Below are 20,751 nucleotides of genomic sequence, written 5' to 3'. Positions count from 1 at the left end.
TTTCTCGACTTCGCTCGAAACAAACGGGAATGGGATGAAGCGTTATCGATCAACCCGGCAGCAACAGCCCCGCAAGCGCCGCCGACATCAGGTTTGCGAGGCTCCCCGCGATCAGCGCCTTGATCCCCAGCTTGGCGATCATCGGACGCTGGTTGGGGGCCAGGCTGCCGGTGACCGCCATCTGGATCGCGATCGACGAGAAATTGGCGAAACCGCATAGCGCAAAGGTGATGATCGCGCGGCTGCGGTCGCTGAGCTGGGTCAGGTTGCCGAGATCGATGAAGGCCACGAATTCGTTGAGCACCACCTTGGTCCCGAACAACCCGCCTGCGATCTGCGCTTCTTCCCAGGGGATGTTGAGCAGAAACATGATCGGCGCGAAAATCGTGCCCACGATCGCCTGGAAGCTCAATTCGGGATAACCGAAGATGCCGCCGACCGCGCCGAGCAGTCCGTTGGCCAGCGCCACCAGTGCCACGAACGCCAGCACCATCGCGCCGACCGCGACGGCCAGTTTCACGCCGGTCTGCGCCCCCATCGCCGCAGCCATGATGACGTTGGCGGCCTTTTCCTCCTCGACCACTTCGTCGGCCAGCCGCACGGCTTCGTCGTCGCTGCCGCCCTCAAGCGGGAGTTCGCCCGCAGCGGGAACGGGCACGTCGGGCATCATGATCTTGGCCATCAGCAACCCGCCGGGCGCGGCCATGAACGATGCCGCGAGCAGGAAGGGCAGGTAGTCGCTACCGAGGAACGTCGCGTAAGCCGCGAGGATCGTCCCCGCGACGCCCGCCATGCCGACGGTCATGATCGCGAAGAGCTGTGACGGGTTCAGGCTCGCCAGATAGGGTTTGACCACCAAAGGCGATTCGCTTTGCCCGACGAAGATGTTGGCGGCCGAACACAGCGATTCGACCTTGGAAATTCCGGTCACTTTCTCGATTGCGCCACCCACCCAGCGCACGATCAACTGCATCACGCCCAGATAATAGAGGATCGAGATCAGGCTGGCGAAGAACACGATCACGGGAAGCGCCGCGATCGCGAAGCTGTTGCCGCCAATCTCTGGCGAGGCGAGCGGGCCGAACAGGAAATCGGTGCCGTTCTTGGCATAGCCGAGCAGTGCCGACACGCCATTCGATGCCCCGTTGATCGCCGCGCGACCGGCGGGGACGTAGAGGACGAGCGTCGCGATCACCACTTGCAGCGCAAATGCCGCACCGACCACGCGCAGGCGGATCGCGCGGCGATTGGAAGACAGCAGCACCGCAATGGCCAGGATCACGGCGATCCCGGCGATGCCGATCAGAAAACGTTCCATCAATTAGCCCCGCCCCAGGGTGAACTCGAACCACCCGCGACGCGGGCACAAGCGCGCGACCATAGAGGGTTTTGGGCGGCACACCAGATGGCGCGTTTCCGGAACAAGACGAACGGCCGGGCATTGATGTGATGAAATCACACCGGAACAAGGACGTTCTCCTGCCATGTCGCTGACCCTGATGATCGCCGCATCACTGTCGATGCCCACCGCCGCACTCGAACTGCGCGATCCCAACCCGCGCGAGCGTGCGCGCATCGAACAGGTGTTGCGACAGGCGGGCTTCGTGCGCTGGGACGATATCGAACTCGACGACCGGCTGTGGGAGATCGATGATGCACGCACGCGCAATGGCGGCGAATATGATCTGAAGATCGACCCGCGTTCGATGCGGATCGTGCGCCGCGATGGTGACCGCCCGGCCAACGCCCGCGAGCAGGCCGCGATCGAACGGGCGCTGCGCCAACAGGGCTATACGCGCTGGGAGTCGGTCAAGCTCGACAGCGACGGCTATTGGGAAGTCGACGACGCCCGGATGCGGAACGGGCGCGACAACGACCTGAAACTCGATCGGCGAACCTTGCGGATCATCGAACGCGATTGATCGGAATGCCCTATCCCCGTTCGTGCTGAGCTTGTCGAAGCACTGTCCTTTTCTTTGTGCCAAGTAAGGACAGTGCTTCGATACGCCGCTGCGCGGCTACTCAGCACGAACGGGGATGGGGTATTGCGCTCCCACCCATCGGGGCTTTTCGGCTCCTGCGATTCGCGCTAGCAGCGGGCGATGACAGGATCATCGCCCGCGCCGATTTCGCGCTCGCTCTTCTTCTTCGGCATCTTCTACGGCGGCATGTGCTGCATCGCGGGCGTGCTGGGCAACAAGCAGGTCGCCTTGGGGCCGCTGGCCGTCGAAGCCGGGATCTTCGCGTTTTTGCTGCTGGTGGTGGTGTCGAGCGCCGTCGCCGAATTGCACGGACGAAAAACCGCGACGCGGCTGGTGCAGATCGGCTTCATTCCGCTGCTGGCGTCGCTGGTGCTGTCGCTGATCGTGCTCGCTTTGCCCGCCTCGTCGAAGATGGAGCCTGCCCGGCTCGAAGCGTTTCAGCTGATGATGACCGGCACGCCGCGAATCTGGCTCGGCGGCCTGCTCGCTTATGGTATTTCGCAGACGTTGAACGTCACTATCTTCGACGCGCTGCGCCGAAAAGAGGGCAGTCTCGTTTGGCTGCGCGCCGGGGTCGCCAGCGTGCTGAGCCAGATCGTCGATACGCTGATCTTCGTCTTCGTCGCCTTTTACGGCGTGTTCCCGATCGCCGGGCTGCTCGCGGGCCAGATGCTGGCAAAGGTCGTGCTGTCGATCGTACTGGTGCCGCCGCTGATCATCGCGTTCGTGGCGCTGGGCCACAAGCTGGATCGCGGCGCCGGCACGTTCGAGCGGGCTTGAGCGGCAGCGATCCAATTATCTCTTGACCCTGTTCTGTCATTCCCGCGAAGGCGGGAATCCATAACCCATGTCGGCGATTATGGATTCCCGCCTTCGCGGGAATGACGATTTTATTTGATTGGCCAGCCAATGACCGACCACGCACCCGATCCCGCGATGCTTGCCAAGGCGGAAACGCTTGTCGAAGCCTTGCCCTATCTCCAGCGTTACGCGGGCGAGACGTTCGTGATCAAATATGGCGGGCACGCGATGGGCGATCCCGAAGCGCAACGCGATTTCGCCGAGGATGTCGTGTTGTTGAAGGCGGTCGGCATCAACCCGGTCGTCGTCCATGGCGGCGGGCCGCAGATCGGCGCGATGCTCAAACGGCTGGGCGTCGAATCGCAATTCGTCGGTGGCCTGCGCGTCACCGATGCCGAGACCGCCGAAGTCGCGGAAATGGTGCTGGCGGGCAAGATCAACAAGGAAATCGTCGGCTGGATCGCAGCACTTGGCGGGCGCGCGGTGGGCATTTCGGGCAAGGACGCCAATCTGGTGCTCGCCGAAAAGGTCAAACGTACCGAGCCCGACCCCAATTCGGGGATCGAGCGCCATGTCGATCTGGGCTTCGTCGGCGAGCCGGTGAAGGTCGATGCGACGATCCTGCGCAAGCTGACCGACGACCATTTTATTCCGATCGTAGCCCCCGTCGCGCTGGGCGCGGACGGCGCGACCTACAACATCAACGCCGACACGATGGCGGGCGCGATTGCGGGAGCACTGGGCGCGCGGCGCTTCTTCCTGCTGACCGACGTGGCGGGCGTGCTGGACAAGGACAAGGCGCTGCTGACCGACCTGGACCGGGCGGGAATCGAGGCGCTGAAGGCCGACGGCACGATTTCGGGGGGCATGATCCCCAAGGTCGATACCTGCATCGCTGCGGTCGAGGCGGGGGTCGAGGCCGCCGTCATCCTCGACGGACGTGTGCCGCACGCGATGCTGCTAGAGATTTTCACGGCGCGGGGTGCGGGGACGCTGGTTCGGGCCTGAGGCTCACAATATCCCCCTTTACCGTTCGTCCCGAGTGGCCTTCGAGCTTGTCGAGAAGGCGTATCGAGGGAGGGGAGGGCGACAACACTGTCTCGATACGGTTTCTCGACTTCGCTCGAACCCTACTCGACACCAACGGGATGGGGTGGGCGAATCGCCCACAGGGCTTGTCGCGGGCTTCGCCAATCCGCTAGGCAGGCCGCGCCCATTTTTCCGGAGACCGATCGTTGCTCGTCCTGTTGCAAATCGTCCAGGTGCTGCTCAACGTGCTGTGGTGGATCATCGTGATCCAGGCGGTGCTGTCGTGGCTGATCGCGTTCAACGTCATCAACACCAGCAATGATTTCGTGCGGTCGCTGTGGGAAGGCTTACGCAAGCTGACCGAGCCGATCTATCGCCCCATTCGCCGGATCATGCCCGATTTCGGCGCGCTCGACCTGTCGCCACTCGTCGTGCTGCTGATCATCTTCATCCTGTCCGACATCGTCATCCCGTCGATCGCCCAATCGCTGATGGCGCCGACGGTCTATTGATCGCGGGAGCGAGGCCATGAGCGCGGACATCATCGACGGCAAGGCATTCGCCGAAGCGTTGCGCGGGCGCATCGCCGTGGCCGCGGCGGACTTCACCGCGCAGAGCGGGCGCAAGGCGGGACTAGCCGTGGTGCTGGTCGGCGAAGACCCCGCATCCTCGATCTATGTCCGCTCGAAGGGCAAGGCGACGCTTGCCGCCGGAATGGAAAGCTTCGAACACCGCCTGCCCGCCGATATCGGCCAGGACGCGCTGATCGCGCTGGTCGAGCAATTGAACGCTGACCCCCAGGTGGACGGTATCCTCGTTCAGTTGCCGCTGCCCGATCATCTCGACGAGACGCGGGTGCTGCGCGCGGTCGACCCCGACAAGGATGTGGACGGGTTCCACCCGGTCAATGCCGGGCGGCTGGCGACCGGAATGCCCGGCTTCGTGCCGTGTACGCCGCTCGGGTGCCTGATGCTGCTGATGGAGCGGCTGGGCGATCTGTCGGGGCTGGACGCGGTGGTGATCGGGCGGTCGAACATCGTCGGCAAGCCGATGGCGGCGCTGCTGACCGCCGCGAACTGCACCGTAACTATCGCTCATTCGCGCACGCGCGACCTGTCGAGCCATGTCCACCGCGCCGATATCGTGATCGCTGCTGTCGGACGCGCGCAGTTCGTAAAGGGCGAATGGATCAAGCCGGGCGCGACGGTGATCGACGTCGGGATCAACCGGGTTGACGGGCGGCTGGTCGGCGATGTCGACTTCGACGGCGCGGCGTCGGTCGCGGGTGCGATCACCCCGGTGCCGGGCGGGGTCGGGCCGATGACCATCGCCTGCCTGCTACGCAACACGCTGGTTGCGGCGCACCGCCGCGAAGGCATCGCATTTGACGAGGGGGCGTTGTGATCGAGCTGTATATCTCGGCGTTTCTGACGCTGTTCGTCGTCATCGATCCGCCGGGCTGCGCACCGATCTACGCTGGGCTGACCAAGGGCGCGAGCGCCACGCATCGTCGCGCGATGGCGATCCGCGCCGTGCTGGTCGCGACCGCGATCCTGGTGGTGTTCGCGCTATTCGGCCAGCAATTGCTGCGTGCGCTGGGTATCAGCCTCGACAGCTTCCGCATCGCGGGTGGCATCATGCTGTTCCTGATCGCGCTGGAAATGGTGTTCGAAAAACGCACTCAGCGTCGCGAGGAACGCGCGCAAAAGGTGCTGGACGACGACGAGATCGAGGATGTGTCGATCTTTCCGATGGCGATGCCGATGATCGCGGGTCCGGGATCGATCGCGGCGATTATGCTGCTCTGGTCGCAGAATCCGACGGTCGAGGAACGGCTGGTGGTCGGCGGCGCAGCGGTGACGGTGCTGGCGCTGACGCTGGCCGCCCTGATCGCGGCAGGGCCGATGATGCGGGTATTGGGTGCCAAGATCGAGGCGGTGATCACCCGGCTATTGGGCGTGCTGCTTGCGGCGCTGTCGGTTCAGTTCGTGGTGGATGGGCTGATCGGCAGCTTCGGCGCGGCGTCGTAATCGATCCGCCACAGCCGGTAGGGCGACCGGCGCGGTAGCGGAACGGGGACGAGGAACGGGAAATTCTCTCCCTTCGCCATCCGGTCGTAGAAGCCGCCCGGCGCGCGTGCGCGATAGACCGTCGTCTCCGCCATCATCGGGCAGGTCAGCAGATGCGTCGCGCCGTATTTGCGGGCGTTCGCCAGGAACGTCTCCGGGCTGCCCTTGAACGCATTATGCACCGCCAAGATCGAATCGCCGTTGCGGTGATACGGCCCCGCAATCGCCGAATGATGCGTCGTCGCGATCAGGCGCGGGCCGAGATCGACATGGGTGAACAAAGTCGTCGGCGGCAGCGCGCGGTTCAGCGCCTGCATTGACGACAGCATCGCGCATTGGCGGTTGGCGCGGCTGACGGTCTGCATCATCTTCGACGGCGGATCGACGTTCAACTGGCGGATGATATAGCTGACGAACAGCCCCGCGACGGTCAGCACCACCGCAGCCCCCGCGCCGATGCGGACCCAACGCTTGGGATGGTCGGTGACAAGCGCCAGCGCCATCCATGCCAGCGCGGTCGCACCCGGCAGCGCGAGCAACTGCGCGGCAGGTCCGGCGCGGACTTGCCAGAACAGCATCAGGAAGGCGAAGGCGCCGAATAGGGCGACCGCGATCCAGCCGACGATGCGGTCATGAGTATTTGCGCGCCATAAGGCGAGCCCCGCGCCGATCATGCCGATGACGGGGATCGTCGCCAGCGGCACGATCGCGCGCCAGGGATGTTCGTAGATCGGCTTGGCCTCGCGTACATTGTTCAGCCAGCTTGCCATCAGTTCGTCCGACACGCCTTCGGGGCGCGACAGGCAGTGCGGGAACAGCAACGCGAAACCGCCGCCGATGACGCCGCCAGCCAGCCCCAGCAATCCCAGCCGCACCCAGCGATTGGCGGGATCGACCCGCGCGGCGACGAACAGCGCTCCTCCCGCTGCGACCATCGCCGCGAGCCAGACGGGGGTCAGCGCATCGCAGCGCATCGCCCAATTGTCGTTCGACGCGAATGCCGCGAAACCCAGCGTACAGCCGCCGACAAGCGTGAGCGCATAGACTTGCAACCGGCGGGCTTCGTCGCGGTCGATCACCCAGCGCAGGCCCGTGATGGCGCCCGCCATCACGCAATAAGGCAGCATTTCGAGCCCGATCGACAGGCTGAACGCGCTCGACAGCCCGATGATCGCGCCGCCGCGCGCCTTGCGCGGATCGGCAAGCCCGGCGAGCGTCAGGCTGAGGCACGCAAGCTGCCAATTATGATGGTCGATGCGCAGCGGCATGAACATCAACAGCGTCGCGGTGCAGCCGGTGAAAAAGATGAAGGTGAGCTGCCATGCCGCGCCCGCGACCAGCTTGCGCACGGTGAACGCCAGCGCCATCAGCGCAACGAACAGCGGGATTAGCGGCGCACCACCCACCGCGATCCGCTCCGCGATCGCGCGTCCGACGAACGGCTCGGTCAGCACAATCAGCCCGGCGATCGGCAAATCGGGGATGCGCGACCAGTGGATGTTGAACCCCTCTGGCGGGCTCAGCCGATATTGGCGCAGGTCGTACCAGCCCTGACCGTCCAGCCATGCGCGGACCTGTGCGAGCCGCAGATTGTCGTCGGTATCGCCCAGCGCCAGCCACTGGATCGCGCCCCAACGCTGCCACAGAAACCAGCCCGCCATGATCGCGATCGCGCCCAGCGCCAACCGCACCCAATGGCGGTCGATCCACGCTTCGAGCTTGTGCGGGCCACTGGTCACGCCGGTCAAAATCGCTTTCCCTTGCTTTGCGGGCGCTCTAGGGCGGCGAGCATGTCTAGGGCAAGGCGCACGTGACGACGATATTCCACAAGATCGATGGATGGCGGTCGAACCCGGTGTTCGGCCAGTTGCTGCGCTTCGCCATCACCGGCGGCTTCGTGACCGCGTTGGGGGCCGGGCTTTATGCCGCGATGGTCGCACTGACGCCCGTGCACGAACAGATCGCGGTGTTCGCTGCCTATGTCGTGTGTGTTGCGATCGGTTACGTCATGCACAGCCGTTTCAGCTTTCGCGGGCATGGCAGCCGCGACAATGTGGCGGCGACCACCGGACGCTTCGTCGTCGTATCGCTGATCAGCTATGCGATGAACGCCTTCTTCACTTGGGCATTGGTGCGCGGGTTCGAATTGCCGCGCTGGACGCCGGTGCTGCCGATCCTGTTCGTGACGCCACTTGCGACCTTTACGCTCAACCGCTTGTGGGTGTTCAAGTAGATGGCCAATCGCTGATGGACCGCATCGTCTATGACCGGATGGCCGCGCATGACAGCCACCATTGGTGGTATCGCGCGCGCCGCGACATCCTGGCCGATTATGTGACGCGAGAGGCCAAGCTGCCCGCGAATGCGCGCATATTGGAGATCGGCTGCGGGACCGGGCACAACCTCCCCATGTTGGCGCAGTTCGGCGACGTCGATGCGATCGAGATCGACGAAGCGGCGCGCGACATTGCCAGCGAGCGACTGGGCAAGCCGGTCGGTGCCGCACCGCTCCCCGAACTGACGGGCGTCGAGCGGGGCACCTATGACATGATCGCTGTGCTCGATGTGGTCGAGCATATCGAGGATGATGTGGCCGCGCTGAAGGCGATGGCCGAATGCTTGAAACCGGGCGGCGCAATCCTGATCGCGGTCCCCGCGCATCAATGGATGTGGTCGGCGCATGACGTGGTGAACCACCACAAGCGGCGCTATTCGAAAGCGACGCTCGAGGCTGCGATCCGCGCGGCGGGGCTGCGGCATAACGGGTTGAGCTGGTTCAACTCGCTGCTGTTTCCCGCGGCAGTCGCGTCGCGGCTGGCGGGAAAGCTTACGGCCAAGGACGACAGCGACGATTCACCGCCGCCCAAATTTCTCAACACGATTTTCGAAAGGATATTCCGGGTCGAACGGCATCTTGTGGGCCGTGTGCCGCTGACGCCGGGGTTGTCGATCTTGACGCTGGCGCGGAAATAACCACCACCTCGCACCGAACCAAACCCCGTTCGTTTCGAGCGAAGTCGAGAAACGTGGGCCGGGTGCTTCAGTCGCGTTTCTCGACTTCGCTCGAAACGAACGGGGGAGGGGTTGCGTCGCTACTAGCGGACGTCGGTAGCTGCCGCCCAAGCGTTACCACTTCGGCCTTGTACCCCAACGTCGCTTTACCCTGAACCGGCCCCGCGACATCGGCGACCAGATAGAGCGGCCGCCGCTTGGACTCGACGTAAAGCCGCCCGAGATATTCGCCGATCATCCCCAACACGAACATCTGCGCGGCGCCCAGGAACACCACGACCAGCATCGTCGATGTCCAACCCTGAATCGCGCTGCCCGTTAGCCATGCGAACCCGATATAGAGGAACAGCAGCATCGCCGCGCCGGTCAGGATCAGCCCTAAATGGCTGGCCCAGCGCAATGGCGCGGTCGAAAATCCGGTAACGGCGTCGAGTGCGAAGCGGATCATCTTGCCCAGCGGATAATTGCTGGTCCCCGCATGGCGCTCGGCGCGGTCATAGACGAACGGCACCTGACGAAAGCCGACCCACGCCACCATCCCGCGAATGAAGCGCGCCTGTTCGGGCAACGACAGCAGCGCGTCGAGCGCACGCCTGCTCATCAGTCGAAAATCGCCGGTGTCGATCGGGATCGGCGTATCGGTCACGCGGTCGAGCACGCGGTAGAAGGCGGCTGCCGTCAGCTTCTTGAAGAACGTCTCGCCCTCGCGCTTGCGGCGCACGGCATAGACGACATCGGCGTCCTGCGCCGCCATCGTCGCGCGCATGTCGCTCAGCAATTCGGGCGGATCTTGCAAATCGGCGTCGATGATCAGGATCTGCGCGCCCGCGCAGAGGTCGAGCCCCGCGGTCAACGCCAGTTGATGCCCGTGATTGCGCGACAGGTTGATCGCGACCAGCTTCGGATCGGCGGCGGAAAGCCGCTGCATCACCGGCCAGCTCCCGTCCTTCGACCCATCGTTGACGAGGACGATCTCGTAATCCTCGCTCACCGCGGCGCGCGCCGCACCAGACAGCCGCTGATGCAGCAGTTCGAGGCAGGCTTCCTCGTTATAACAGGGGACGACGATCGAGAGGGCAGGGCGGTTCATGGGCGCGGCAAATAGCGCAGCGCGAGCGCGCCGCCTAGTCGGCACGCATTCAGGCAGCGCGCAGCCGGGCGATGAAGGCGTCGGTGGTCGCGGCCAGCCGCTCTGCCGATTGCGCCAGGGTCTGCGCGTCGCTGGCGACCGCATCCGACAATTTCTCGGTCTCGGCGGCCACGTCTGCGACCGCGCGGCTTTGTTGCGCCATGAACGTCGCGCCCAGCGCGGTATCGGCGGCGGTCGCCTCGATCGCGGTGGCGGTCTGGCGCTGTTGATCGACCGATGCGCGCAGCGCCATCGCGGTATCGGACAGCTCGACGATCGATCCCGCCATCTCGCCCAATGCACCATCGGCGACATCGGCGCCGCCGCGCACGGTGGAGGACAATGCCTGGATTTCGCCCGATGCCTGTGCGGCCTGGCTGGCAAGCAGTTTCACCTCATGCGCGACGACCGCAAAGCCACGGCCCGATTCGCCGGCGCGCGCCGCCTCGATCGTGGCGTTGAGTGCAAGCAGGTTGGTCCGGGTAGAGATAGCGTGGATGGTTTCCGCGAAGCGAGCGATCGAATCGGTCCGTGCGCTCAGTGCCTGTACCGCGTCATGGCCCGATCGGGATGCGGCGCGGGCATCGGCGCTCAGCGTTGCCTGGCGATCGATCCGTTCGACGATCGAACCGATCGTGGCGGTAAATTCATGGAGATTGCCTGCGAGCGCTTCCGCTCCGCTCGACGACTGGCTCGCGGCGATGGCAGTGTCGGCGGTGTCGCGGCTCGCCTTGCGTGCCAGTTCGCCCAGCGCGCCGGACGATGAGTCCAGGCTGCGCGAAGCATGCCGGATCGCGGCGACGACATCGGCGACGGAGGATTGCAACGTATCGGCCAGCGTCTCCCATTCGGCGCGGCGGCGGGTTTCGGCCTCGACCTCGATACTCTCGCGACGCGCCTGTTCGTGACGCGCGCGGGCTTCGGCGGCTTGGGCGGTGTGGGCTGCGGTTTCGGCTTCGGTTCGGCGCGTCTCCGCTTCCAGCGTCAGCGCTTCCGCACGGTCCTGTTGTTCGCTCTGGGCGACGGTCAGCGTGCGCAATCGCGTGACGAGCCAGGCGAGGATCGCGAATTGCAGCACGACCGCGACCGCATGGACGATCGTTCGACCGAACGACCCACCCCCGGTAAATGCCCAGCCGGGTGCCAGAAAGCCGATCAGCAGATGATGTGCGGCGATTAGTCCACTCGCCAGCAGGATCGGTCGCCAGTCGCACAGCACGGCAAGCCCGGCGAGCGCGACGAAGAAGTACATATGCGCGTCCATCTGCCACATGTGGCCACCGAGAAGATAGACGGCGAGCGCGGGATGAACGGCGGCGAGTGTGCCCATGATCAGCCGCGCATTGGCGTCGCGACGGCGCTGAACCGCCATCAGCGTCGGTGCGATATTGGCCAGGATCGCTAGGGCGAAGACCAACGGCGCATCGCCACGCCCAAGCATCCAGCCCATGACCGCGAGCCACAAGGTGAACAGCCATCCACCCGCCGCGATCGCACGCACGCCCTGAAGGCGGAGCGCGTCGAGGATATCGATCCGCGCGTTCATTGGTCCCTCTCCGGAATTTCGCCGCACGCCGCACGGTCGGCGGCGATCAGCAGCATATCGGGCTGGGCGAGCGCATCGCGGCGGCCATGCACCACGAACGATCCCGGCAGCACGCCCATCTTCAATAATTGCCCGCCGCGATCGATCACGCGTTGCGGCAACCTCGTGCGTGCCGCATCCGACAGCGGAATCATCAGCATCGCGCCTTCGACCGGCGGGCGCAGTGTCAGCCAGCCGACGCCGCCGAGCACCAGCGCAAGCTGGCTCGCAAGCAGGAAGCGGGAGGGGCGGAATGCGTCAATCACGCACTCCGCTTAACTCGTGGTGGTTAACCGACCGCTAAGGCTGAAACTACGCGGTCTGCGGAATGAAGCGCGCCGCGATTTCCTTTGCGACGCGGATCGGGCGGCGGGTATCGGCATCGAGCGCACACCAGCTCGACTGAACCTCGGCCAGCACATCCTCGCCGCGTTTGACGATGGTGGTGAAGAATGCACGCGCGCCCTCCACCCGCTCGGCGATCACCGTGGCGATCACGTCGTCGTCCAGAAACGCCGGCCGGCGATAGGTAATCTCGTGCTTCAGCGCGACCCACAGGTGACGCGCCACGTCTTCGGCAGGCGCGATTTTTTCCCAATAGGCGACGACCGCTTCCTGCACCCAGGACAGATAGACCGCATTGTTGACATGACCCATATGGTCGATGTCGTTCGGTTCGATCGTCAGGCTGTGGTCATGCGGCATCGCACAAAGATGCGGATTGCTGACATCAATGTCAATGAAACGCGGAATGATTAACCGCGATCCACCGCGCTGACCGCGTCGGCCGCACGCAATGCCGACATCAGTTTCATCAGGTGCGCGACGTCGCGCACATCGACATCGACAAGATTGGTGTGGAACGTCGTGTCGCGATTATCGAGCCGCAGCCCCAGGATGTTGGCCTTGTGCTGGCCCATGATCGTCGCGACCGCGCCCAGCGCGCCGGGTTCGTTCTTGAGTGTAATGACAATCCGCGCCGTCCCCCCTTGTGCGCCTTCGCCCCAGCTCAGATCGACCCAATCCGAATCGTCGCTTTCGGCCAGATGCTGGCAATGGATGGTATGCACCTCGATCGGCTCGCCTGCCCGGCGCAGCCCGACAATGCGGTCGCCGGGGATGGGGCGGCACGTGTCGCACAAATCGTACGCCATGCCGGGGGTCAGCCCCCGGATCGAGATCGCCTGGCGCTGGACCGGGGTCGATGCCTCGATCCCCTCGGTCGATCCGGGCATGACCGCTTCCATCACTTCGGCATCGGTCAATTGCTTGCGCGCGATCGATTCCATCAGCGTCGCTTCGTCGGTCAACTTCAGGCGCTTGATCGCGGCGTTCAGCGCGTCCGGACCGACCGCGACGGGTAGGCGTCCGACGATCTCGTCATACAGACTACGGCCAAGCGCGACCGAATCGTCGCGCTCGCGGTGGCGGACATGGCGGCGGATCGCGGCGCGCGCCTTGCCGGTGATCGCGAAATTCAGCCAATTGGGCTGCGGCTGCTGCGCTTTCGATCGCAGGATTTGCACCTGATCGCCATTTTCGATTTCGGTCCGCAGCGGCACGACGCGCCCATTGACCTTCGCCCCCACCGCCTGATCGCCCAGATCCGTGTGGACGGCATAGGCGAAATCGATCGGGGTCGCGCCCTTGGGCAACTGGATCAGCTCGCCCTTGGGACTGAACGCAAAGATGCGATCGGCATACATCGCCATGCGGGTATGTTCGAGCAGCTCGTCGGGATTGTCGGTATTGTCGAGGATTTCGACGAGATCGCGAATCCAGCTCACTTGCGTATCGGGGCGCACCCCGTCCTGCTTGTACGCCCAGTGCGCCGCCAGGCCATATTCGGCCTGGGCGTGCATCTCGGCAGTGCGGATCTGGATTTCGATCCGCATATTGTCGGCATGGATCACCGAGGTATGGAGCGAGCGATATCCGTTGCGCTTGGGCGTCGAGATATAATCCTTGAACCGTCCCGGCACCATCGGCCAGCGCCGGTGGATCGCGCCCAACGCCTGATAGCATTGCTCTTCATTCTCGACGATCGCACGGAACGCCATGATGTCGGTCAGTTGCTCCAGGCTGACATGGCGTTCGGACATCTTGCGCCAGATCGAATAGGGATGCTTTTCACGCCCCGAAATCTCCGCATCGACCCCGTTGCGCGCCAGCAGCAGTTTCAGCCCCGACGAAATCTTGGCGATGCGGTCGCCGCCGTCCGATTTCAGGCTCTCCAGCCGGCGCGTGATCGACTCATAGCCTTCGGGCTCGAGTTGCTGGAAGGCGAGCGTCTGCATCTCCTTCATGAACTCGTACATCCCGATCCGCTCGGCGAGCGGAGCATAGATGTCCATCGTCTCCTTTGCGATCCGCCGCCGCTTTTCGGGCTTGGGGATGTGATGGAGGGTGCGCATGTTGTGGAGCCGATCGGCGAGCTTCACCAGCAGCACCCGGATGTCGTCGGACATGGCGAGCAGGAATTTGCGCAGATTTTCCGCCGCGCGTTCGCTCTCGCTCTGCGCCTCGATCTTGCTGAGCTTGGTGACGCCATCGACCAGCCGCGCCACGGCGGGGCCGAATTTGCTGAGGATTTCCTCCGGCGTCGCCACCGTATCCTCGATCGTGTCGTGCAGGATCGCGGTCGCGATCGTCTCGTCGTCGAGGTGGAGGTCGGTCAGGATGCCGGCGACTTCGATCGGGTGGCTGAAATAGGGGTCGCCCGACGCGCGCTTCTGGCTGCCATGTGCCTGCATCGAAAAGACATAGGCGCGGTTGAGCAATGCCTCATCGGCTTGTGGATCGTAGCCCAAGACCCGATCGACCAGTTCATATTGGCGAAGCACCCGCCCAACATGGGGGCGGGTGCTGCTGCTTTGCAATAAATTTGGTGTGTCGCGCGGCGCTTTGCCGCCCGATGGCGCGCTTATTTCGCGCGGCTGTTGCACTTCGACAGCGCTTCGGCATCGAACGCGGTGCCGCCTGCGGCGAAGCCGGTCAGCGCGCCGGTCTGGCGGACGACGAGTTCGCACATGATCGCATCGCGCGAGCCCGCCTTGGGCGCGGTGCAGGTCGTGCCGTTGCAAGTCCAGATCGTGCTGCGGGTCACCAGCTTGGTTTTGGCAGGGGCTGCGGCCAACGAGGCGGTGTAATAGCCGCCGGTCTGCGCGTGCGCCGGTGCGGTGGCGGTGAGCGCGGCGGCAGCCACGGCGGCGATGGAGAGCAGGCGGATCATCGGTTCGACTCCGGGGAAGAAAGGGTTGCGATTGACAACCTATATCTATCTGACACAAATGTAAGTTGCAACGAGAAACCAGTGCTGCGTTGCAAAAGTTAGCTTTCCCTTTGTGTCGCGTCGAAACGCCGCTAGTCTTGGACCTGTCATGAAACCTGCCCTGCGAGAATCTCTGCGCGAAGACGCGGTTAAGTGCAGCCTCCCCGCGGCGTTGGAGGCGATGGGCGAGCGGTGGTCGTTCCTGATCCTGCGCGGCAGTTTCAACGGATTGAAACATTTCGAGGAATTTCAGTCCGAACTGGGGATTGCGCGCAACATCCTCGCCAACCGCCTCGCGCGGCTGGTCGACCACGGTATCCTCGAGCGCCGGGCGTGCGACGACGATCGTCGCAAGGTAGAGTACTGCCTGACCGACAAGGGTTATGCGCTGCTGCCGACGATGGTCGCGCTTCGCCAATGGGGCGAGCGCTGGGAAACCGGCAAGGAAGCTACCCCGATCCTGGTCGATGCGCGCGACCGCAAGCCGATCCGCCCGGTATCGGTCACCGCGCATGACGGCCGGGTGCTCGGCAAGCGCGAACTGATCTGGGCCTTGCCGGAGGAGGTGTACGGCGACGCCAGCGCCGAGGCGGCGGAGTAGCGGCACCGCCGTCCCACATCCGTTCGTTTCGAGCGAAGTCGAGAAACGCGATCCAAGCAACAAGCCCACGTTTCTCGACGTCGCTCGAAACGAATGGAGTTGGTGGATCAGCCGGTCGGCAACCCCTCCAAGAACGCCCGCACCTCCGCCAGCAAAGGCGTCGGCTTCCCCGTCGGTAAATGAACATTGACGCTGGTCATCGAGATCACCGCGTGCAGCGCGCCAGTATCCGCATGGCACAGCTCGAACCGCTTGGTCAGGCTGGTATTGCCGATCTTCTCGATCCGCACGAATGCCTGGACAGTATCGCCCCACACGAAAGGCTTGAGATAATCGACCTCCGCGCGGCGGACGTGAAACTCGCTCTCCCGCCACGCCGTACCGACCCCTTCGGCAATTCCCGTCCAGTCCCAGAAATCGGTCACCGCGACATCGGCATATTCGAGATAGCGCGAGTTGAAGACGACCTTTTGCCCGTCGATCTCGGCATAGCGGACGCGGAATGTGGTGGAGAAAGCGAAGCCGGGGCGGGGGGTCATGCCGGGCTGGTTACCCGAACCTGCCGTCCGATCAAGCATCACCCTGCCTTCTTCTCCCCGACATTGACGCCCATCGATTGCAGATAGCGTTTGATGTTGCGCGCCGCCTGTCGCAGCCGTTGTTCATTCTCGACCATCGCGATGCGGACATAGCCTTCCCCGTCCTCGCCGTATCCGACGCCCGGCGCGACCGCGACCTTGGCTTCGGTCAAGAGTTGCTTGGAAAATTCGAGGCTGCCCATTTCCTTGAGCGCGGGCGGCAAGGGGGCCCAGGCGAACATAGATGCGCGTGGCGGCGGGATGTCCCAGCCTGCGCGACCGAACGCCTCGACCATCACGTCGCGGCGCTTGTGATAGAGTGCGCGGTTCTTCTCGACGATGTCCTGCGGGCCGTTGAGCGCGGCGCAGGCCGCGGCCTGTATCGGGGTGAACGCACCGTAATCGAGATAGGACTTTACCCGTGCCATCGCCGCGATCAGCTTTGCATTGCCGACCGCGAACCCCATCCGCCACCCGGCCATCGAATAGGTTTTGGATAGCGACGTGAACTCGATCGCGATGTCCTTCGCGCCCGGCACTTGCAGGATCGAGACGGTCGGGTTGCCGTCATAATAAAGCTCGGAATAAGCAAGGTCGGAAATGACCCAGACCTGATTCTCCTTTGCCCATGCCACCAGCCGTTCGTAGAAAGCGAGGTCGACCGTCTCCGCGGTGGGGTTCGACGGATAGTTGACCACCAATATGCTCGGGCGCGGCACGGTGAAGGCCATCGCGCGGTCCAATGAGCGGAAATAGTTGTCGTCGGGCGTTGTCGGTACGCTGCGGATCGTCGCGCCGGCGATGATGAACCCGAAAGTGTGGATGGGGTAGGACGGGTTGGGTGCCAGCACGACGTCGCCGGGCGCGGTGATCGCGGTCGCCAGACTGGCGAGCCCCTCCTTCGATCCCATCGTCACCACGACTTCGGTTTCGGGATCGACATCGACCCCGAACCGGCGGCCGTAATAATTGGCCTGGGCGCGGCGAAGGCCCGGAATCCCCTTGGACTGCGAATAGCCGTGGGCATCGGGCTTGCGCGCGACCTCGACCAGCTTCTCGATGACGTGCTCGGGCGGCGGCAGGTCGGGATTGCCCATGCCCAGATCGATGATGTCCTCCCCGCCCGCGCGCGCCGCTGCCCGCATCCCGTTGACTTCGGCGATGACGTAAGGGGGCAGGCGCTTCATGCGGTAGAATTCTTCGGACATTTCGGTACGATCCTTGTTCGAACGCGATCTAAGCTAAACCCAAACCGGACGTCACCCCAGCGAAAGCTGGGGTATCGTGCAGAAAATCTGTCGGGCGGCGTAACCGTCTGAGATGCCAGCCTTCGCTGGCGTGACGATCCGGTGTAGAGGGAGGCGAGAGAGGATGAACATGGCCGAGACCAAAGCCCAACCCACGCCCACGCCCGATCTGGCGGACCTGCAGCACTGGACCTGGGTGCTGGGCCGCGCGCAGCAGATGATGATGGAGCATGGGCTGGATACGGTCGATGCGATGCCCGCGACGCCGGGCATTCCCGTCTGGGCCGACCCCAAGAACATTGCCCGCGCGCAGGCCGAATTCTGGGGCGACACGATGAAGCTGTGGCAACGTTTCCTCGATCCCGCATCGACCGAGGCGGTCGAGGAAAATCCCGCACACGCCAAGGACAAGCGCTTCAAGGCACCGCAATGGCGCGAGGAACCGGTGTTCGATTTCCTGCGCCAAAGCTATTTCCTGATCGCCGACCATTTGGTGAAGGGCGTGGATGGCCTGGACGGCGTCCACCCCAAGCAAAAGGAACAGATCCGCTTCGCGACGCAGGGGTTCATCGACGCAATGAGCCCGACCAATTTCCCCGCGACCAATCCGGTCGTGCTGGAGAAAATCGTCGAGACCAAGGGAGAGAGTCTGCTGAAAGGCCTCCAGAACATGCTGCAGGACATCGCCAAGGGTCAGATGACCCAGACCGATCCGAATGCGTTTCAGGTCGGGCGCGACATGGCGACCACGCCGGGCAAGGTGGTCAAGCGCACGCCGCTTTACGAGTTGATCCAGTACACGCCGACGACGGACAAGGTGTACGAGACGCCGCTGGTGATCTTTCCGCCGTGGATCAACCGCTTCTACATCCTCGACCTCAATCCTGAAAAAAGCTTCATCCGCTGGGCGGTCGAACAGGGGCTGACGGTGTTCGTCGTTTCGTGGAAATCGGCGGATGCGTCGATGAAGGACATTCGCTGGGACGATTATATCGAACGCGGCCAGATCGACGCGATCGACACGGTGCGCGACCTGCTGGGCGTCGAGGCCGTCCACACCATCGGTTATTGTGTCGCGGGCACGACGCTTGCCGCAACGCTCGCAGTCCTTGCGGCGCGCGGCGAAGCGGACAAGGTGGCCTCGGCGACGTTCTTCACCGCGCAGGTCGATTTCGCCGATGCGGGCGACCTCAACCTGTTCGTCGGTGACGAGCAGATGGACTTGATCAAATCGCTGGGCGCCGACGGGTTTCTCGATGGGCGCTATATGGCTGCGACCTTCAATCTGCTGCGCGGGCGCGACCTCATCTGGAACTACGTCACCAACAATTACCTGCTGGGTCAGGACTATGTGCCGTTCGACCTGCTCCACTGGAATTCGGACGTCACCAACCTGCCATCGGGCTGGCACATCGATTACCTGACCGACCTCTACCGCGACAACAAGCTGGTGCAGGCGGGGGCGATGGCGATTTCGGGCACGCCGATCGACCTGACCAAGGTGACGACCCCGACCTATATTCAGGCGGGCAAGGAGGATCATATCGCGCCTGCCGCCAGCGTATGGAAACTGACGCATCATTTCGGCGGGGAGAACCGCTTCGTGCTGGCCGGGTCGGGACATATCGCAGGTGTGGTCAATCCGCCGAGCGCGCAGAAATACCAATATTGGACTTGCGACGGAGAGGTAGAGACGCTGGCCGAATTCGTCGCGGGCGCGACCGAGACCAAGGGAAGCTGGTGGCCGGATTGGGCGAAATGGATCGCCGAACGCGCGCCCAACCGGATTGCGGCGAAGGGCGCTCGGCAACCGGGCAAGGGCAAGCTCAAGGGACTCGAGGACGCACCCGGAAGCTATGTGAAGACGCGCTGATACGCCGCTGGACAGGCGCGCATGACAACTTTGTTGCAGCGCACAAAAAACACTTGAACCGGCGCGTGAGATTCGCTATTTGCTGCATTGCAACAAATGCAATGGAGCAGCGCGATGGCGAGCAAAGGCCCGACCAAGTCGGCACCCAAGGCAAATGCAGGCAAGCAGGGCGCATCGACCCCGGCAGCGAAGGCGTCCGCGCCCAAGCCCGCCGCGCCGGTCGCCGCTCCCGCGACTGAAACGGCACCCGTCCCGGCTCCCAAGCCGGTCGAAAAGCCGGTCCAGGTCGCCGCCGAAAAGGCTGTGACTCAGGCCGTCGACACGGGTGCCACCGCGGTTCGCAAGGCCAGCGACGAGGCCAAAACGGTCGTCGCCAAGACCGCGGCTGTTGCCGCCAAGGTGGCCGCGCCGGTGAAAGCCGCCGTCGAGACCGCCGCGAAGACCGTCCAGAAATCAGCGAACAAGGATAATCCCATCATGACCACCATCGAAGAAACCATGACCAAGAGCCAGGCGATGTTCGGCGACGTTAACGAGCGCGCCAAGGCCCAGATGGAAAAGAACGCCAAGATCGTCGAAGAGATGAACGCGTTCGCCAAGGGCAACGTCGAAGCGCTCGTCGAATCGGGCAAGATCGCTGCCAAGGGCATGGAAACCATCGGCCAGGAAAGCGCCGATTTCACGCGCAAGTCGTTCGAAAAGGCGACTGCCACGATGAAGGAAATGTCGAGCGTCAAGTCGCCCGCAGACTTCTTCAAGCTGCAAAGCGATTTCGTCCGCGAAACCTTCGACTCGATGATCGCGGTGACCTCGAAGAACACCGAAGCGATGATGAAGCTGGCCGGCGACGCCGCACAGCCGATGTCGAGCCGCTATGCGGTTGCGGTCGAAAAGGTGAAGACGGCGGCGTAAGCCGACGGCTTCAAGCGTTCGAACCAATCCAAGGGAGAGGGCGGTCCGTGCAAACGGGTCGCCCTTTTTCGTTCTACGGCTAAACTGCACCCCGTTCGCTTCGAGCGAAGTCGAGAAGCGCGGAACAAGCGCTTGGGTCGCGTTTCTCGACTTCGCTCGAAACAAACGGATGACGGAATACGTGCCTCATCTTCGCAATCGCGGTAAATCGCACATCACCGGGTTGCGAAGCGGGGGCGACTTGCCATATTTTGGGGCCGTGAGAACAATGCACCCCCTCTATCCGCTGATGACGGACGACGCGCCCGACGACGGTGACGACGATCTGTCGACCGGCGTCGCGACACGCACCCGCACCAAGACGAAAAAGCCGACGCCGTACCGCGTCCTGCTGCTCAACGACGACTATACGCCGATGGAATTCGTCGTGCTGGTCCTCCAGCGTTTCTTCCGCATGGACGCCGAACAAGCGACCCAGGTGATGCTCCACGTCCACCAGCGCGGCGTCGGGGTGTGCGGCGTTTTCACCTATGAAGTCGCGGAAACCAAGGTCGCGCAGGTGATCGAGTTCGCCCGCCAGAACACCCACCCGCTGCAGTGCACGCTTGAAAAGGCGTAAAGTTCGCCTGACCTACCAGCCGTTACTGGCAAGCCGGTACTGG

General features: G+C 63.7%; 22 protein-coding genes. 12 read left to right on the top strand and 10 right to left on the bottom strand.

Annotated elements, in window-relative coordinates; translation table 11 throughout:
- Positions 1-49 precede the first annotated feature (49 nt).
- Entirely contained in the window at positions 50-1,318 is a 1,269-nt protein-coding gene (locus tag ENHY17A_RS04365) for a NupC/NupG family nucleoside CNT transporter (RefSeq protein ID WP_159710411.1), read from the bottom strand.
- Between the two features lie 166 nt (positions 1,319-1,484).
- Between ENHY17A_RS04365 and ENHY17A_RS04360 the strand changes: the two genes are divergently transcribed.
- The 6 genes from ENHY17A_RS04360 (at position 1,485) to ENHY17A_RS04335 (ending at position 5,842) form a co-directional block, all read left to right on the top strand.
- On the top strand, positions 1,485-1,922 hold the full coding sequence (locus tag ENHY17A_RS04360; protein WP_159710409.1) for a PepSY domain-containing protein: 438 nt from the start codon (positions 1,485-1,487) through the stop codon (positions 1,920-1,922).
- A 180-nt stretch (positions 1,923-2,102) separates the two neighbouring features.
- Positions 2,103-2,762, top strand: coding sequence for a queuosine precursor transporter (locus ENHY17A_RS04355; RefSeq protein WP_159710407.1), 660 nt, complete (start codon positions 2,103-2,105; stop codon positions 2,760-2,762).
- A 129-nt stretch (positions 2,763-2,891) separates the two neighbouring features.
- A complete protein-coding gene (argB, locus tag ENHY17A_RS04350) occupies positions 2,892-3,791 on the top strand; it encodes an acetylglutamate kinase (RefSeq protein ID WP_159710405.1) in 900 nt (299 codons plus the stop codon).
- A gap of 227 nt (positions 3,792-4,018) precedes the next feature.
- Positions 4,019-4,324, top strand: a complete 306-nt coding sequence (locus ENHY17A_RS04345; RefSeq protein WP_159710403.1) for a YggT family protein — start codon at positions 4,019-4,021, stop codon at positions 4,322-4,324.
- Between the two features lie 16 nt (positions 4,325-4,340).
- The gene (gene folD, locus ENHY17A_RS04340) at positions 4,341-5,216 is read left to right on the top strand and encodes a bifunctional methylenetetrahydrofolate dehydrogenase/methenyltetrahydrofolate cyclohydrolase FolD (protein ID WP_159710401.1); all 876 of its coding nucleotides are present in this window, start codon (positions 4,341-4,343) and stop codon (positions 5,214-5,216) included.
- Complete coding sequence (locus ENHY17A_RS04335; RefSeq protein WP_159710399.1) at positions 5,213-5,842, top strand: MarC family protein; 630 nt, start codon at positions 5,213-5,215, stop codon at positions 5,840-5,842. The genes folD and ENHY17A_RS04335 overlap by 4 nt, the downstream gene beginning before the upstream one ends.
- Here ENHY17A_RS04335 and ENHY17A_RS04330 read toward each other — a convergent pair.
- The gene (locus ENHY17A_RS04330; RefSeq protein ID WP_159714125.1) at positions 5,794-7,620 is read right to left on the bottom strand and encodes an AcrB/AcrD/AcrF family protein; all 1,827 of its coding nucleotides are present in this window, start codon (positions 7,618-7,620) and stop codon (positions 5,794-5,796) included. The two genes, ENHY17A_RS04335 and ENHY17A_RS04330, sit on opposite strands and share 49 nt — an antisense overlap.
- A gap of 71 nt (positions 7,621-7,691) precedes the next feature.
- Here ENHY17A_RS04330 and ENHY17A_RS04325 point away from each other — a divergent pair, with 71 nt between their 5' ends.
- Positions 7,692-8,114: a GtrA family protein gene (locus ENHY17A_RS04325; RefSeq protein WP_236547744.1), complete on the top strand. Its 423-nt coding sequence runs from the start codon at positions 7,692-7,694 to the stop codon at positions 8,112-8,114.
- Positions 8,115-8,128: 14 nt separating this feature from the next.
- Positions 8,129-8,854, top strand: a complete 726-nt coding sequence (locus ENHY17A_RS04320; RefSeq protein WP_159710397.1) for a class I SAM-dependent methyltransferase — start codon at positions 8,129-8,131, stop codon at positions 8,852-8,854.
- Positions 8,855-8,921: 67 nt separating this feature from the next.
- Here the strand turns inward: ENHY17A_RS04320 and ENHY17A_RS04315 are convergent, their stop codons facing one another.
- The 6 genes from ENHY17A_RS04315 to ENHY17A_RS04290 form a co-directional block, all read right to left on the bottom strand.
- Complete coding sequence (locus ENHY17A_RS04315) at positions 8,922-9,983, bottom strand: glycosyltransferase family 2 protein (RefSeq protein ID WP_159710396.1); 1,062 nt, start codon at positions 9,981-9,983, stop codon at positions 8,922-8,924.
- A gap of 49 nt (positions 9,984-10,032) precedes the next feature.
- The gene (locus ENHY17A_RS04310) at positions 10,033-11,568 is read right to left on the bottom strand and encodes a methyl-accepting chemotaxis protein (RefSeq protein ID WP_159710394.1); all 1,536 of its coding nucleotides are present in this window, start codon (positions 11,566-11,568) and stop codon (positions 10,033-10,035) included.
- The gene (locus ENHY17A_RS04305; protein ID WP_159710392.1) at positions 11,565-11,873 is read right to left on the bottom strand and encodes a hypothetical protein; all 309 of its coding nucleotides are present in this window, start codon (positions 11,871-11,873) and stop codon (positions 11,565-11,567) included. Before ENHY17A_RS04305 ends, ENHY17A_RS04310 begins: the two co-directional genes overlap by 4 nt.
- A gap of 46 nt (positions 11,874-11,919) precedes the next feature.
- The gene (locus ENHY17A_RS04300; protein WP_159710390.1) at positions 11,920-12,312 is read right to left on the bottom strand and encodes an acyl-CoA thioesterase; all 393 of its coding nucleotides are present in this window, start codon (positions 12,310-12,312) and stop codon (positions 11,920-11,922) included.
- A 50-nt stretch (positions 12,313-12,362) separates the two neighbouring features.
- Positions 12,363-14,450 carry a RelA/SpoT family protein gene (locus ENHY17A_RS04295; RefSeq protein ID WP_159710388.1) on the bottom strand — a complete coding sequence of 696 codons (2,088 nt, stop codon included), beginning with the start codon at positions 14,448-14,450 and terminating at the stop codon, positions 12,363-12,365.
- Between the two features lie 80 nt (positions 14,451-14,530).
- Entirely contained in the window at positions 14,531-14,839 is a 309-nt protein-coding gene (locus ENHY17A_RS04290; protein WP_159710386.1) for a CC_3452 family protein, read from the bottom strand.
- Between the two features lie 148 nt (positions 14,840-14,987).
- On the opposite strand from ENHY17A_RS04290, the gene ENHY17A_RS04285 reads away from it, so the two are divergent.
- The gene (locus ENHY17A_RS04285; protein ID WP_159710384.1) at positions 14,988-15,479 is read left to right on the top strand and encodes a winged helix-turn-helix transcriptional regulator; all 492 of its coding nucleotides are present in this window, start codon (positions 14,988-14,990) and stop codon (positions 15,477-15,479) included.
- Between the two features lie 107 nt (positions 15,480-15,586).
- Here ENHY17A_RS04285 and ENHY17A_RS04280 read toward each other — a convergent pair whose 3' ends face one another.
- Complete coding sequence (locus ENHY17A_RS04280) at positions 15,587-16,057, bottom strand: acyl-CoA thioesterase (RefSeq protein ID WP_236547743.1); 471 nt, start codon at positions 16,055-16,057, stop codon at positions 15,587-15,589.
- On the bottom strand, positions 16,057-17,265 hold the full coding sequence (locus tag ENHY17A_RS04275; protein WP_159710382.1) for an LL-diaminopimelate aminotransferase: 1,209 nt from the start codon (positions 17,263-17,265) through the stop codon (positions 16,057-16,059). Before ENHY17A_RS04275 ends, ENHY17A_RS04280 begins: the two co-directional genes overlap by 1 nt.
- 169 nt (positions 17,266-17,434) lie before the next feature.
- Here ENHY17A_RS04275 and ENHY17A_RS04270 point away from each other — a divergent pair, with 169 nt between their 5' ends.
- From ENHY17A_RS04270 to clpS, 3 genes are all read left to right on the top strand, one after another.
- A complete protein-coding gene (locus ENHY17A_RS04270) occupies positions 17,435-19,177 on the top strand; it encodes a PHA/PHB synthase family protein (protein WP_159710380.1) in 1,743 nt (580 codons plus the stop codon).
- A gap of 114 nt (positions 19,178-19,291) precedes the next feature.
- Entirely contained in the window at positions 19,292-20,089 is a 798-nt protein-coding gene (locus ENHY17A_RS04265; RefSeq protein ID WP_159710378.1) for a phasin family protein, read from the top strand.
- 289 nt (positions 20,090-20,378) lie between these two features.
- On the top strand, positions 20,379-20,708 hold the full coding sequence (gene clpS / locus ENHY17A_RS04260; RefSeq protein WP_159714119.1) for an ATP-dependent Clp protease adapter ClpS: 330 nt from the start codon (positions 20,379-20,381) through the stop codon (positions 20,706-20,708).
- Positions 20,709-20,751: the final 43 nt, after the last annotated feature.

Origin of the sequence: Sphingomonas sp. AX6 (assembly GCF_902506605.1) — a bacterium.
Taxonomy (GTDB): Bacteria; Pseudomonadota; Alphaproteobacteria; order Sphingomonadales; family Sphingomonadaceae; genus Sphingomonas.
The sequence above is the reverse complement of the archived record's forward strand: the minus strand, read 5'-3'. Positions and strand labels throughout refer to the sequence as shown.

What these genes read in the sequence shown, in the direction of transcription:
- ENHY17A_RS04265 (WP_159710378.1), top strand. Translation starts at nt 19,292, where the DNA reads ATGGCGAGCAAAGGCCCGACCAAGTCGGCACCCAAGGCAAATGCAGGC.
- ENHY17A_RS04365 (WP_159710411.1), bottom strand. Translation starts at nt 1,318, where the DNA reads ATGGAACGTTTTCTGATCGGCATCGCCGGGATCGCCGTGATCCTGGCC.
- ENHY17A_RS04290 (WP_159710386.1), bottom strand. Translation starts at nt 14,839, where the DNA reads ATGATCCGCCTGCTCTCCATCGCCGCCGTGGCTGCCGCCGCGCTCACC.
- ENHY17A_RS04285 (WP_159710384.1), top strand. Translation starts at nt 14,988, where the DNA reads ATGAAACCTGCCCTGCGAGAATCTCTGCGCGAAGACGCGGTTAAGTGC.
- clpS (WP_159714119.1), top strand. Translation starts at nt 20,379, where the DNA reads ATGACGGACGACGCGCCCGACGACGGTGACGACGATCTGTCGACCGGC.
- ENHY17A_RS04300 (WP_159710390.1), bottom strand. Translation starts at nt 12,312, where the DNA reads ATGCCGCATGACCACAGCCTGACGATCGAACCGAACGACATCGACCAT.
- ENHY17A_RS04320 (WP_159710397.1), top strand. Translation starts at nt 8,129, where the DNA reads ATGGACCGCATCGTCTATGACCGGATGGCCGCGCATGACAGCCACCAT.
- argB (WP_159710405.1), top strand. Translation starts at nt 2,892, where the DNA reads ATGACCGACCACGCACCCGATCCCGCGATGCTTGCCAAGGCGGAAACG.
- ENHY17A_RS04280 (WP_236547743.1), bottom strand. Translation starts at nt 16,057, where the DNA reads ATGCTTGATCGGACGGCAGGTTCGGGTAACCAGCCCGGCATGACCCCC.
- folD (WP_159710401.1), top strand. Translation starts at nt 4,341, where the DNA reads ATGAGCGCGGACATCATCGACGGCAAGGCATTCGCCGAAGCGTTGCGC.
- ENHY17A_RS04360 (WP_159710409.1), top strand. Translation starts at nt 1,485, where the DNA reads ATGTCGCTGACCCTGATGATCGCCGCATCACTGTCGATGCCCACCGCC.
- ENHY17A_RS04315 (WP_159710396.1), bottom strand. Translation starts at nt 9,983, where the DNA reads ATGAACCGCCCTGCCCTCTCGATCGTCGTCCCCTGTTATAACGAGGAA.
- ENHY17A_RS04355 (WP_159710407.1), top strand. Translation starts at nt 2,103, where the DNA reads ATGACAGGATCATCGCCCGCGCCGATTTCGCGCTCGCTCTTCTTCTTC.
- ENHY17A_RS04270 (WP_159710380.1), top strand. Translation starts at nt 17,435, where the DNA reads ATGGCCGAGACCAAAGCCCAACCCACGCCCACGCCCGATCTGGCGGAC.
- ENHY17A_RS04310 (WP_159710394.1), bottom strand. Translation starts at nt 11,568, where the DNA reads ATGAACGCGCGGATCGATATCCTCGACGCGCTCCGCCTTCAGGGCGTG.
- ENHY17A_RS04275 (WP_159710382.1), bottom strand. Translation starts at nt 17,265, where the DNA reads ATGTCCGAAGAATTCTACCGCATGAAGCGCCTGCCCCCTTACGTCATC.